This is a genomic window from Sphingobacterium sp. SYP-B4668, assembly GCF_027627455.1.
Taxonomy (GTDB): domain Bacteria; phylum Bacteroidota; class Bacteroidia; order Sphingobacteriales; family Sphingobacteriaceae; genus Sphingobacterium.
Genome location: NZ_CP115483.1, coordinates 3158365 through 3171967 on the forward strand (window position 1 = coordinate 3158365; position 13603 = coordinate 3171967).

The 13603-nt window shown below is 42.0% G+C and carries 8 protein-coding genes; 3 read left to right on the forward strand and 5 right to left on the reverse strand.

Annotated elements, in window-relative coordinates; translation table 11 throughout:
• Positions 1-134 precede the first annotated feature (134 nt).
• Positions 135-1337 carry a glycosyl hydrolase family 28 protein gene (locus OQ289_RS13170; RefSeq protein ID WP_270087319.1) on the reverse strand — a complete coding sequence of 401 codons (1203 nt, stop codon included), beginning with the start codon at positions 1335-1337 and terminating at the stop codon, positions 135-137.
• A 291-nt stretch (positions 1338-1628) separates the two neighbouring features.
• Between OQ289_RS13170 and OQ289_RS13175 the strand changes: the two genes are divergently transcribed.
• Positions 1629-2660: a LacI family DNA-binding transcriptional regulator gene (locus OQ289_RS13175; protein WP_270087320.1), complete on the forward strand. Its 1032-nt coding sequence runs from the start codon at positions 1629-1631 to the stop codon at positions 2658-2660.
• A gap of 23 nt (positions 2661-2683) precedes the next feature.
• Here OQ289_RS13175 and OQ289_RS13180 read toward each other — a convergent pair whose 3' ends face one another.
• From OQ289_RS13180 to OQ289_RS13190, 3 genes are all read right to left on the reverse strand, one after another.
• Positions 2684-4966, reverse strand: coding sequence for an FAD-dependent oxidoreductase (locus OQ289_RS13180; protein WP_270087321.1), 2283 nt, complete (start codon positions 4964-4966; stop codon positions 2684-2686).
• A 37-nt stretch (positions 4967-5003) separates the two neighbouring features.
• On the reverse strand, positions 5004-6671 hold the full coding sequence (locus tag OQ289_RS13185) for a sodium:solute symporter family protein (RefSeq protein ID WP_270087322.1): 1668 nt from the start codon (positions 6669-6671) through the stop codon (positions 5004-5006).
• Between the two features lie 554 nt (positions 6672-7225).
• Positions 7226-8404 carry a thiolase family protein gene (locus OQ289_RS13190; protein ID WP_270087323.1) on the reverse strand — a complete coding sequence of 393 codons (1179 nt, stop codon included), beginning with the start codon at positions 8402-8404 and terminating at the stop codon, positions 7226-7228.
• A gap of 330 nt (positions 8405-8734) precedes the next feature.
• Here OQ289_RS13190 and OQ289_RS13195 point away from each other — a divergent pair, with 330 nt between their 5' ends.
• Both OQ289_RS13195 and OQ289_RS13200 read left to right on the forward strand, forming a co-directional pair.
• Positions 8735-9919: an acyl-CoA dehydrogenase family protein gene (locus OQ289_RS13195; protein WP_270087324.1), complete on the forward strand. Its 1185-nt coding sequence runs from the start codon at positions 8735-8737 to the stop codon at positions 9917-9919.
• A 98-nt stretch (positions 9920-10017) separates the two neighbouring features.
• Positions 10018-12132, forward strand: coding sequence for a 3-hydroxyacyl-CoA dehydrogenase NAD-binding domain-containing protein (locus OQ289_RS13200; protein ID WP_270087325.1), 2115 nt, complete (start codon positions 10018-10020; stop codon positions 12130-12132).
• A gap of 5 nt (positions 12133-12137) precedes the next feature.
• Here the strand turns inward: OQ289_RS13200 and OQ289_RS13205 are convergent, their stop codons facing one another.
• Entirely contained in the window at positions 12138-13589 is a 1452-nt protein-coding gene (locus tag OQ289_RS13205; RefSeq protein ID WP_270087326.1) for a bifunctional 2-methylcitrate dehydratase/aconitate hydratase, read from the reverse strand.
• Positions 13590-13603 lie beyond the last annotated feature (14 nt).

Consider the following 13603-nt stretch of genomic DNA (forward strand, 5'->3'; position numbering starts at 1 on the left):
TTAGCTTTTGCAGAGTCGGCTCCGTTTTTTTTTGTTGATGGCTAGGTCTTCATATCATGTTCGATTTTTGTAGATAATTAGTTTGTTTTAGTATTTTAGATAGCACTCGATAATCCTTTTATAAAGGATATGACTTAGAGAGATAGGCGCTTCACGTAATCAACCACAACTGAATCGCTATTTTCTATATCGATAGCAGCCTCATTGCCATAATATATAATATCTCTAAAACTAGCATTCCGGATTCCCTTTGCCAGTACAGGTTGATGACACACTACATTTCGGACAAACAGTCCGCTTATATTAGTAGCATATTCGACATTGAGTCCACGAAAAGATGTCGGATGAATAACCATATTTTCAATAAAAACATTTTGAATTTTCAATTTTCCAATGGGCATAATACGAATTGCACGATGTGAAATCGAATAAAAATCTTGCCAATTTTGAAGGTATATATTTGCAATATCGTCTGCCTCTCCTCCATAAATAGAACCACTGACCACATTTACATTTTCCTCTCCAGCACCTACCCCTGTATCTGTCAGTCCAATATTGATAAAATCATCTCCACTTCTACCTCTACAATTGTCAATAATGATATTCTTACAGCCGAAGCGTACCCCCATACCGTCTTGATTTAAGATTTGTCGATCGATTCCCGCGATACTTACGGATTGTCGAACATCATATGTCATATTCTTCACCAAACCATTAGAGGCCCTTTCTAATACCAGCCCATGTGCATGATAGTCTTTCATTTTTATACCACTCACCTCAAATCCATCCACGTGCGCCAGTATAATGCCATGATTTCTCCATCCTCCCTTTTGGTTCTCGTTAGGTTTGCCAGCATCACTACCGTAAGACTGGCCAGCTTTTGGAAACAAGGACAATGATTTGTTATGATCACCTGTAGCTCTAGGATTGCTCGCACCTTCCAATAACACATTCCCTACACCAACTATTTTGATGTTTTGCAGCGGTCGGATATCAGCAATTCCAAGTCCGGAATTTGCAGACCTTATAAAATTATCACGACATCTATCTGAGAGTTTTATTGTGCAATTGTTGAGTTCCAGCTCCATATTGCTGGGCAATAATATGGCCTCATCTATCAGCCAGATATTTGTATTGGTCACAATGTCATGCCTAGGAATAACAACCTTTCCTGTGGTAGCTATTGCATCCTGGATAGCTTGTTGTATACGTTGGCCCTGTGTACCGTGACTATACATATTCGGTGATATATATTGTTTTTCCTGTGCCGTGACAATAGCCGCGCAAAAGTTAATTAATATAGTGGATAGTATAAGTGCATATAATTTCATGTTCATTTTGGCGTAGCTTATGTCTATAATATTTAAAAACGTATTCATACTTTATTCTTCTAGAAATGGCAATTACTTGATTACTGTGGATTTATAATTGGTACTTGAAAACTAACACAGCATCACTAAAATAGAGGTTTCAAGGCTAACTTTCAAAGGATCTGTCGTATAAATCGTCGGAAACGTTTCCGATAATTTGCGTATATCATTAGTGATTTGAATATGTTAAAAACACTACCTTTACCAACATAAAGAATAACCTCTTGTTAAAAAAATATCCACTCACAAATCCTTGCAATGGCTAAAAGAAGAGTTACTATAAAAGAACTGGCAGCAGAACTTAAGATCTCGACCTCTACTGTGTCTCGAGCACTTTCCGATAAATGGGATGTCAATCCCGAAACGCGGAAAGCTGTATTGGAACTCGCCGAGCGATGGAACTATTGTCCAAATCCTATATCCTTGAGTCTGAAGCAACAACAGACCATGACAATTGGCGTAGTGATACCAGAGTTTATGACGACTTTTTTCCCGGAAGTAATCATCGGTATACAGAATACGTTAGAGGCAGAGGGGTATACCATACTGATCAGTCAGTCAGATGAATCATACGAAAAAGAACTTAAAAACATTAAAAATCTAGAGGACAGACTAGTAGACGGTCTGATAATTTCCCTGACACAAGATACCGTCAATACGGACTATTTACAGAAAATATTAGATCGAAATATTCCACTCGTCCTCTTCAACAGAGTATCTGATCGCATAGATGCTCCTAAAGTAATTATCGATGATTACAAGTGGGCTCTTGAATCTGTCGAGCACCTTATCAAACAAGGTTACAAACGTATCATACACCTAGGTGGACCTGATAATCTAGATTTGTCCCAACAACGCAAGAAAGGCTATATCGACGCACTGATAAAACACCAAATGCCTGTTGACGAAGATTTAATCATTACAAGTGGCTTAATGATGGAAAAAGGAGTTATAGCAGCTCATCAAATTTTGGAAATGAAAGATATGCCTGATGCTATATTTGCGATTAATGATCCTGTTGCCATTGGAGCCATGAAAACCCTACAAAAGAATGGAATTCGTATACCTGAAGATATGGGGGTGGTCGGATTTTCAGAATCCAAGATGGCGATGATTGTCGAACCTAACTTAACGAGTGTTGAACAACCCACATTCGAAATGGGAAAGATTGCTGCTGAACTGCTGCTAGAACAACTCAAAAACAAAAAAGATGAAGCTGTACTCAATAAGTGTATTACACTGAATGCCAAGCTAAATATAAGAGCCTCATCACTTCGCTCACCGGAGTGATGAGACTCTTCTTCTGAAATCGACTAGCTGATATAAATATCAAATAGACTAAGGGGTATATGTTTGGATTCTGTTTTAAACACGATGGTCATCGCATTCATTTCTACCGGCACTTCAAATGTTATTTTATTAATTGTCTGATAGTTACCTACGGCAGAATAAATCAAATTTTGATGTCCGTCATAAATCTGATATTCTTGAACACAAAATGGAATCACCTTTTCAGGATGGCCCATCTGTACGGACTCGAGCGCATGATCATAATCCGTATCAAAGTAAAGTATAACCTGCTCAACTAACTGTTTCGTTTCCCAATCAAGTTGAATTTGAGCATTTTTGACCTCCTTTGCTGACACCCAAGCATTCGCTTGATTAGTTGGACGAATAAAACCGTTGCACAGATTGTCGATACCGAAAGACTCCAAAGCAGGGCTTATGCGCATGGCAATATTATTGCCTTTTGGTCTACGAATAGGGCACCAAAATTCAAATGACTCCACTCCACTATTCTCTGGAGGAGTCTGTTTACCATAGTTATTAACGTCGGGATTAGTTTTATTAAAAACAGTCAGTATTCCTGTACTTCTCCATTCGCTCGTTCGAATTTTTACATTTGAATTTTTCAAAAACGTTACAAAGCCATATTGATTCAAGGGCACTCCGTTTTCAAATGTCACAGATACCTGCTGCAGACCCTTTGCTATAGCTAGTGATACCACAGAAGCTGTACAATCGGGGGTGTAGTTTGTAGGACTGCTTGAATATCGAAGTTCGGTTTCTAGCGTTGTATCCACTAGACAATCCACTTCAAATGTAAATGTATAACTTTGCTTACCTACCAACGGAAGCATTTGGGCTGCCGAAAAATCAAGCGTGAACCAATCTCCATCAAAAGGAATTTCCTCAAGGACCAATGTGCTCGAGGCTGTAATATGAGCAATTGCGGCCTTATTATATTGCTGATCGATTGCAACTCGAGGAATACTCTGACCAGCAAGATTAATCGTTTGTTGCAAGGCTTTAATCTCCAATGGGGCTAAGAGGTCCGCAGGTAACAGTGATTTTTCGATGCACTGTGCGGCAGCAAATCCAACAGCTTGTCCTCCAAATGCTGCAGTAGCCATCACTCGGGAGGATCCGTGCGCTACATGTGAAGTACTCATGCAACGTCCTGCGTAAAATAGGTTCCGAATCTCCTTACTCACGTGACAGCTATAAGGAATCTCATATACACCTTTTGAATGATACTGAATACAACCTCCCGTCTTACTGTAGACACCATCTGCAGGGTGAAGGTCAATAGCCCATCCTCCAAAAGCTATCGTGTCTGGATGTTGTCGCTGCTCGATAATGTCCTGCTGTATAAGTGTATGATATCCCAAAAAACGTCGACTCTCGCGTTTTCCAGGAATTACGCCGACCCATTCCAAGGTCATGTTCTCTGCTTCTGGAAAATTTCCAGAATTTTTAATATAATCCCATACACCATACACCACACTCCACAATTCCCATTTAATTTCTTCCGTATCGTGAATAGTATCTAGTCTTCCCCCATATTCCAACCACCAAAATTTACATCCGGACTCTTGGGTTTGGATATTTCCATATCTCGGTATTTTTGTGATGTCCTTTAGCGCGTAGGATGGGGCTTCATATACAACCGGTTTTCCCATATCTTTACTATAAAAATATATAGAGTGTCCCAGCAATTCACCATATTCATCATGATCGGGAGCAAATAGCTCACCATATTCTGCCTTTTCCTCTGCACCCATTTTGTAACTAGCGCCCGACATATAAGCCACGATGCCATCTCCTGATGCATCACAAAATAAGACGGAATCGATATCATAAAAAGTTGAATTTTGACTACAAAATCCATATATGCTCTTGATGCTATCCGCGGAAGACTTTTCCAATCGGTAAACGGCCGTATTCAGCAAAAGGGTTATATTAGCCTCATTACGCACTTTTTCTAGTAGAATCGTATCAAAGATGACCGGATTACCTTCTTTATTTTTATAGAGATTCTCTATTAGTATTTCGTCAATGATCCCCCCTTCTCTAGACCATCTATTATTATTACCCATATGTGAGGTAGCACCTAATACCCATAGTCTGACTTCACTAGAGGCATTACCTCCCAATACCGGCCTGTCTTGCACTAGCACCACCTTAACACCAGTCCTAGCTGCTGCAATAGCAGCGCATACACCTGATAATCCTCCTCCTACGACGGTAAAGTCCGCATGTATTCGCTCCGTTTTTAAGGCACGTAAATCCTTTGCAAATGATTCTTGTATCATATTGTCAATTAAAATTTATATGTTAGGTCTTGATTTGTTAGTTCTTCATTCCACGCTTCATAAGCAAAAACCCGAGAAGAGCGAATATCGTTCCTGTCGTCACGATTAATGTACGGCCACTATCAGCGAATCCACCGAGTATGCTTACTGTTATACCGGTAAAGAGAATACCGATTCCGATAACTTTTAGACTAAATTTGTTATCCTCCCCTACACGTCGTTCTTCTTCTACTGTCATTTGTCCAATACGCTCATGATTACTGTTCTCCCACTTCAAATAGGAAGCATACATAGGTGATATTTTATGGGCACAATAGTAGTAAATTTCAAACGCAGCCAAACACACTATTGGAAATACCACACCCAAAATCATCTCTTCTGCTCTATCCAACGATAATCCCAAAAGAGGGGTAATAAATTTAAAAATGCCATTGACTACCAAGCTCAGGATGGTCGTGCTGATGGTGGATACACCGGTCTGCCTTTTGGAAAACAAAGACCATATTGTTGGCAAATAGAGGGGTACACCCGTAAGAGCCGCCAAGCTGATAACAACATTTACCACCCCTCCCATTAATGGAATTAACATGGCGATTAGGATGGTTAATATTCCAAATCCTATCGTGGATAGCGTGGCCGTACGCATCAACACCTTATCTGAGCTATTAGGTCGAAATCTTCTAAAAATATCGTTTGTAAATACTCCTGCAGCAATATTTAATTTAGAATTCAAGGCACTAGTCGTAGCGAAAATCATCCCCCCTATCATCAATCCCATCAATCCTGTAGGCAACACTTCCTTACAAATTAAAAGATAGGCACCCTCCGCTTCTGTGCCGATTAATGACGGATTACTCAATTTGTAAATCATCGGCGGCAACATCCAGAGAATAGGACTCACTATATACAACAAGCCAAATAGCCAACCTACTTTTTTAGCATCCGTCCCCGTCTTTACACAGGTATAGCGTTGTACATACGCCCAGTTACCGCCCAAGAATATCGTATTATAGATAGCAAAAGCAATGATAAAACCAATCGTATACTCTCCGCTCAATAGATTAAAAAATGCATCAGGCGCTGAATGGATGAAATTGGAAACACCCTCTATTTTATCAAATGATAGCGGAATTACAATAATAACTGCTGCAGTCAAGATTACGAACTGTAGAATGTCTGTCGATACGACGGCCCAAAGCCCGCCAAGCGAGACATAAAGAATACACAGCGCGCCCAACAAAAAAATACAGGTATTGAGTGACAGTCCTGTAGATACTTCCACAATCTTGGCTACTGGATACAGGAACGATGCCGTCAGAAAAAGCGAGATCAATAAAAAGAGGTAGGTATATGTCTTTTGGGTCTTGACGCCTAGCCGCTCATTAATATACTCGGCAGCAGTCAAAGCGCCGGTTTTATGCCATCTAGGTGCTATAATAGTCCCCACGACGAAGCCCGCGATAGCCATTGTCCATTGAATAGTCACGGACACCCATCCCTGCTGATAGGCGATGGAGCCCCACACCACAAAGGTTCCGGCAGAAAAGAACCCCATAAACAAAGACAATCCACTCATTTGCCATGGCATAGCACCTCCCCCCGCAAAGAATGATTTCATGTTCTTGCCTTTCTTCATAAAAGAAAGTCCAACAACAACAATTCCAACAGAAAATAATATGAGCGTAATGATATCTAATGTATTCACAAATAGTTTTTTTTGGACTTATAATAGGTATTCCGTGCAGACTCCAAAAACAATGGGCTTAAAGCCCATTGAATTGACTGAACAAAACAAATATATACTTTTATGAAGGCAGCTTCAAGCATATCCAGCATTAAATCATCGGTAACGATTGCGGTATCGATACCGATATGAATTACCTATACCAAAAGCTCGTGAAAGCCCCCCAACACATTATCAAACGTGCCAAATTGAAAATTACCCATCTAGTCTTGGGGACACAAAAATCAACTGACAGACGAGCAAGATAATCAAGATTTCGCTCAAAATGGAACACCTCCCCTTCGCGATTACGGTATCAGCGATATGGTATTCACCTACATTACAGACTAAAAATATTTTCAGCCCATTTGTCAATGTATCTATCTTACCATTAATAGCTTATTTAGATTGGGCAACGAGCATTGAGACGCTGATAATAAGGAAAATAGGGGTTATAATTCTTATGATGAAATAGTATTTAGACAAAAATATAAGCAACAGATGATGAAAAAAAATATTACTGATCGCTTTTCCAACTATACTCTTCTTAGAATCACGGCAGAGGCCCCACCGCCGCCATTACATATTGCTGCTAGACCATACGTGCCTCCTTCCTGATTGAGTACACTAGAAAGTGTTACCAATATTCGAGCGCCAGAGCATCCCAGTGGGTGCCCCAGTGACACCGCACCGCCATAGACATTTATCTTGCTCAACGATATATCCAAAATCTTGGCATTTGCTAAAGCCACCACAGAGAATGCTTCATTAAACTCAAAATAGTCGATATCGGATATTGATAGGCCAGCTTTCTTCAAGACCTTATTAGAGGCCACACTAGGAGTCGTCGTAAACCATTCGGGCGCTTGCTCAGCATCCGCATAGGCTATTATCTCAGCAAGCGGAGTCAAGGATAGCGCATTCATTTTTTCTTCACTGACCAATATCAATACCGCAGCGCCATCGCTGATGGTAGACGCGTTGGCTGCAGTGATCGTACCATCCTTCTTAAAGGCTGATTTTAGAGTAGGAATTTTATCCACATTAACCTGACTATATTCCTCGTCCTGCCCAACTATCAGCTCACCCCGCTTTGTTTCTATTGTCATCGGAAATACTTCGTTTGCAAATTTACCTCGCTCCCAAGCCTCTCGACTTCGGGTATAAGAGGCAATCGCATACGCATCCTGCTCCTGACGGGTAATGGCATATTTAGCCGCACACAATTCACCAAAAGCTCCCATAGCTTCCTGACTGTAGGCATCAGTAAGGCCATCTTTTTGCAAGCCATCCACGAATGACTGGTTTCCATATTTGGCCCCCCAGCGCACTGCTGGTGCATAGTAGGGAGCCTGACTCATGCTCTCCATCCCCCCTGCCAGCACCAGATCTGCATCTCCTAGCAAGATGGACTGCATAGCCAACCCTACCGCCTTCATTCCACTAGCACATACTTTATTGATAGTTGTGGCAGGCACGCTATCTGGAAGTCCCGAGAATTTGGCTACCTGTCGTGCCGGAGCCTGCCCAATATTCGCCTGCAATACACATCCCATCAATATTTCATCCACTTCTTCGGCGGCAACACCAGCCTGAGACATCGCGGCTACTGCCGCACTCGCTCCCAGTCTAGTCGCTGAAAGACCGGATAATGCCCCCCCAAAACTACCTATGGCTGTACGTTGCGCTGCTACGATAAATACTCTTTTTGACATGATTATCTCCTTCGTTTATAATAGTAGCCAAGTATTCAACTCATCCTCTTCACTACACCGACTACCATGAGAAGACCTGACTCATTATTTAAGTTTATTTCATAAAGGTATAAAAAAGTCCCGATATGGCTTTTTTGAAAATTGGACAGCCTCTGGCAAAACAGGATATGGAAACATTCCCTCGAAAACACTGATATTAAAGCAGTTTAGAAAAAATTAAATACTAAAGAATTGTAAACAAATCTAGTTTTTACTTAATTTCGTATCAATACCTTTAAAGATATCCAATCCATCAAAGGCGTACTATTTAGCCAATAATACTTATAGCATATGCAGGCAACACAATTGACAGCTGAGCACCAAATATTTCGCGAGACCTTACGACTATTTATACATAAAGAAATCCTCCCCCACATCGACCGATGGGAAAAGGAAGGACAGATAGATCGTACTATCTGGAAAAAAATGGGAGAGATGGGTTTCCTAGGCCTTAATTATCCAGCGGAATATGGTGGATTAAATGTAGACTTTTACTATTCAATGATTCTTTGTGAAGAGCTCTCGCACTGTTATTCTGGAGGATTTACCATTTCGGCACTCGTTATTCAATATATGTCCGCTCCATATCTATTCAAGCATGCCTCGGAGACGCTCAAGCGCCAATATTTGTCAGGTGTTATCGCTGGTGAGCTCGTTAGCGCCGTCGCTATTACAGAGCCTGGCGCTGGTTCGGATATCCAGCATATCAAGACTACCGCTGTACGTGAAGGAGATTACTACCTAGTCAATGGCTCCAAGACATTTATTACCAATGGCTATTATGGCGATTTCTTGATCACTGCTGTCAAAACCGACCCCAGCAAGAAAAGTAAAGGCATTAGTTTGTTGCTGATAGACCGACATAGTCATGGTATAAGCGCCAATAAGATAAACAAGATGGGCTGGCATGCATCTGACACCGCCGAGCTCGGCTTCGATCAGGTGAAGGTGCCCATTACCCATCTCATCGGCGAAGAAGGTGCCGGATTTAAATATCTAATGGGAGGGCTACAGCTTGAACGCCTCACCGCAGCTATTCACAGTCTATCTACTGCAGATTCGGCACTAAAATACACGTTGGAGTATATCGACAAGCGCGAGGCCTTTGGTAAGAAGCTCCGAGATTTCCAAACCGTAAGACACCGTATCGCGCAAATGGTCGCTGATTTAGAAACGACAAGAGCCTTTGTTTATCATTGCTGTGACTTACAAGAACGTGATGAATATGCTGTCCAAGAGTGCTCCATAGCCAAGCTGCAAACAAGCGAATTAGCCATTCGAGTCGTCAACCAGTGTTTACAGCTCTTCGGAGGATATGGCTTCACAGAAGATTATAAAATTGCTCGGCTATACCGCGATATTAGGGTCGGTACCATCATCGCTGGCACCTCCGAGATTATGCTCGAAATAATTGCTAAAACGACTATTGACAAAATAACCTACACCACGCGACAGCAGTCCAACATGAATACATAAAAACGAATTTCTAAATCTGTGCTACTAGTCGACATCGAGCTATCACCAATAACAATATAGTTCCTAGGTATTTTGGTTCTTTTTTTAACTCATGCATTATGCCCCACGCCACACATCAAGACTTTAATCACTTCGACATACAGCAAGGTTCTCAGGGTATTGTAACCCTTGCACGCCGTATTCAAGGCATGCAAGAGCAAACAAATTATATGGACATCCTCGAGCAGTTTGCCGATATATGTACCAATATCCTGATCCAGCCTCATATCAAAGGGCTAATATATACCTCCCCATTATTACCGCATGAGGCGGATTATAAAGAAATCTACAACAGTACCCTTGATGTTGCCCACTTTGAAAAACGTCTATCTACACTCCTGTATAAAGCCCTGGACCTGCACAAAATCGGCAAGCCAATTATCGGAATCATTCAAGGGGCTTGTTCAGGTGTAGCATTATCTTTAACGCTTTGGGCCTCCCATCGTATTGCCGTCGCTAACGCAACCTTAGGATTTTTGGATTCAAAATATGGTTTATTCCCAGGCTTTGGGGGCACCGTAATGACTTCTTATATTGCAGGAGCTCTAAATACAATTCCATTGCTCACCCAATCCAAGGTTATTTCCGCACAAGATGCCATCCGGATAGGCATTGTTGATAAGATTGCAGCCAGCACAGATGAGGCAGCATTATTTGCAAGAGACTTAATACAGAACGCCACGCCTCAAATGATTTCAATCGGACAACTCGCGGAAGCTGACAGAGAAGCTATAGAGAACAGCATCCGTGCGCTAAAAAAACGATGGAACGGTTTGAATCCTGGGATAGCGTATGGTTTAGAACTCACTCAAAATACGCTCGATCTATCGTTGGAAGATACACTAATTCAAGAAATAAAACGATACATCGAAGTTTGGAGGCATCCAGAGGTAATCAGTATGTTGCGTACGCAATACTATGGTGTGCGAGAGGCTTCCCAACAATTGACGACGCTCCCGCCCTCCTTAGACTACAAACCTCGTAAGATAGGCGTGCTAGGTGCTGGAATGATGGGTTCAGGAATAGCATATGAAGCCGCTCGCTCAAAAATGGAGGTTATCCTCAAAGATACCACACTCAAGCAAGCTCAATTAGGGAAAATGCACGCAGACAGCCTCTGTAGGAAACTCATCGAACAAGGGCATATGGATGAGCGCAGCTGTCAAGAGCTCCTATCACGCATACATCCTACCCAGGATGACCAGGATCTAAAGGAAGCCGACCTAATTATTGAAGCTGTATACGAAGATAAAAAACTGAAAGCGGAAGTCACTTTATCAGCTATGCCACTCCTTCACAACAATGGCTTTTTTGCTTCTAATACGACCTCACTTCCCATTACAGAGCTAGCTTCTGTTACAGCTTCGCCACAGCATTTCATTGGTATGCATTTTTTTTCACCAGTAGATCGGATGGCATTGGTCGAAATCATAAGAGGCAAATATACGAGTGATGAAACAGAAGCCAAAGCCTTGTACATTGCACGCTTACTGCATAAAATTCCAATAGTAGTGAATGATGGCCCGGGCTTCTATACTTCTCGCATTTTTTTCAACTACCTGTTGGAAGGAATCATTATGCTTTTGGAGGGGATTCCTGCATCTCAGATTGAGCAGGAAGCTCGTTTGGCGGGATTTGCAATAGGTCCTTTGGCGGTACTTGATGAAATTTCGCTAGCACTCATGTTGCATGTATACGATCAATTTCCATCCCTACACGCCACCCAGCAACGTTGCTACGATTATCTCAACAACCTCATTGCATCAGGGCGCAATGGCCGCAAGTCCGGAAAAGGCTTTTACGACTACAGTATTGAATCTGGAGTAAAGACAATATGGCAAGATAGCTCCATATTCACGTCTCATCATATCCCTTCAGGCGACATCATCCAAAAAAGGCTATTGCATATCGTTGCCATAGACGCCTATAGATGTCTAGAAAACAACATTTTACAACATCCAATTGATGGAGATATTGGATCAATTCTTGGTATTGGTTATCCCGCACACACCGGTGGAGTATTCAGTCATATTGACCAAGTAGGCCTTAAATCATTTGTAAAAGAATGCAGCATATTCGCACCGCATGGCGAACAATGGGAAATCCCCACCTCACTGATAACACTAGCAGACAGGGATTTCAAATTTTATAGCAACTTCGACTCGAACTGGTAAAAGATTTACTTCATCATCAGATCCACCAATTGGTGAATATCGGTTTGGACAAAAGTATCGTAATCAAGAGTTGCCTCGATAATTTGCTTCTGCTGATTCTCGGAAAATACTCGAGCTAAATTACGTTTATACTTCTCAAGCAGCTTGGGTATACCTTCTTCCCTACGACGGGGATGTCCTATCGGATACGCTACCAACACTTCTGAAAGGACCACTCCGTCATTCAGCTCAACGGTCAATCCATTGGCAATTGCCCTTTTTTGTGGATCATGATAATCTTTTGTAAACTGCTCATCTTCGACACAAAATATCTTGTCTCGCAAACTATCTATTCTGCCGTCCGAAGCTATATGATCTTCATAATCTTCAGCCGTCAATCGACCGAAGATGAGCGGTATGGCAGCCATATATTGTATACAGTGGTCTCGGTCAGCAGGATTGTGCAATGGGCCTCTTTTGTCGATGATACGAATGGCGGCCTCATGTGTACGAATGGTGACCCGAGCAATATCATCACTTGTCTTTCCTATATCGGCGAGTTGGGTGTGCAACAACATTGCAGCCTCAGCAGCGGTCTGTGCATGGAATTCTGCCGGAAAAGAAATTTTGAATAATATATTCTCCATAACATACGAGCCATAAGGACGCTGGAACTTAAATGCCTGTCCTTTAAAAGACACATCGTAAAATCCCCATGTCGGCGCCGTTAATACCGAAGGGTACCCCATCTCTCCAGTCTGCGCGATAAGAGCAAGTCTTACTGCACGAGCGGTCGCATCCCCAGCAGCCCATGATTTCCGACTTCCTGTATTTGGTGAATGTCGGTAGGTGCGCAAGGATTGTCCATCCACGAATGCCAAAGACACCGCATTGATCAGTTCTTCTCTTCCTAACCCGAGTAACTTACCAACCACTGCCGTAGATGCAACTTTTACTAAGATAACGTGATCCAATCCAACTTTATTAAACGAATTCTCTAAGGCCAAAACCCCTTGAATCTCATGCGCCAAAATCATCGCTTCCAACACGACATGTGCCTTGAGCGGACTTTCTCCTTTTGCTACCTGGGTACGACTTAGCCAATCCGCAGTTGCTAAAATCCCACCTAAATTGTCCGACGGATGTCCCCATTCTGCAGCCAACCAAGTATCGTTGAAGTCTAACCAACGAACTAGGGTACCAATGTTAAATGCTGCCTGTATAGGATCCATCTGGTAAGAGGTTCCTGGTACTTTCGCGCCATTCGGCACCACGGTTCCATGCACGATTGGACCTAACAATTTGGTACAAGCTGGATATGTCAACGCTTCAAATCCACAACCCAATGTATCTAAAAAACAATAGAAGGCAGTTCTCCTAGCCACATTGCTTTCGACCTTATAATTCAATACGTAGTCGACAATATCCGTCAGCACGTGATCGGGCTGCGGCCTTTCATTCAATATCAGTGAAGCCATTTTTGTATAAAGGA

Excerpts from the sequence above, each read along its gene's own strand:
- OQ289_RS13200 (WP_270087325.1), top strand. The coding sequence starts at position 10,018 with ATGCCCCACGCCACACATCAAGACTTTAATCACTTCGACATACAGCAA.
- OQ289_RS13195 (WP_270087324.1), top strand. The coding sequence starts at position 8,735 with ATGCAGGCAACACAATTGACAGCTGAGCACCAAATATTTCGCGAGACC.
- OQ289_RS13175 (WP_270087320.1), top strand. The coding sequence starts at position 1,629 with ATGGCTAAAAGAAGAGTTACTATAAAAGAACTGGCAGCAGAACTTAAG.
- OQ289_RS13180 (WP_270087321.1), bottom strand. The coding sequence starts at position 4,966 with ATGATACAAGAATCATTTGCAAAGGATTTACGTGCCTTAAAAACGGAG.
- OQ289_RS13170 (WP_270087319.1), bottom strand. The coding sequence starts at position 1,337 with ATGAACATGAAATTATATGCACTTATACTATCCACTATATTAATTAAC.
- OQ289_RS13205 (WP_270087326.1), bottom strand. The coding sequence starts at position 13,589 with ATGGCTTCACTGATATTGAATGAAAGGCCGCAGCCCGATCACGTGCTG.
- OQ289_RS13190 (WP_270087323.1), bottom strand. The coding sequence starts at position 8,404 with ATGTCAAAAAGAGTATTTATCGTAGCAGCGCAACGTACAGCCATAGGT.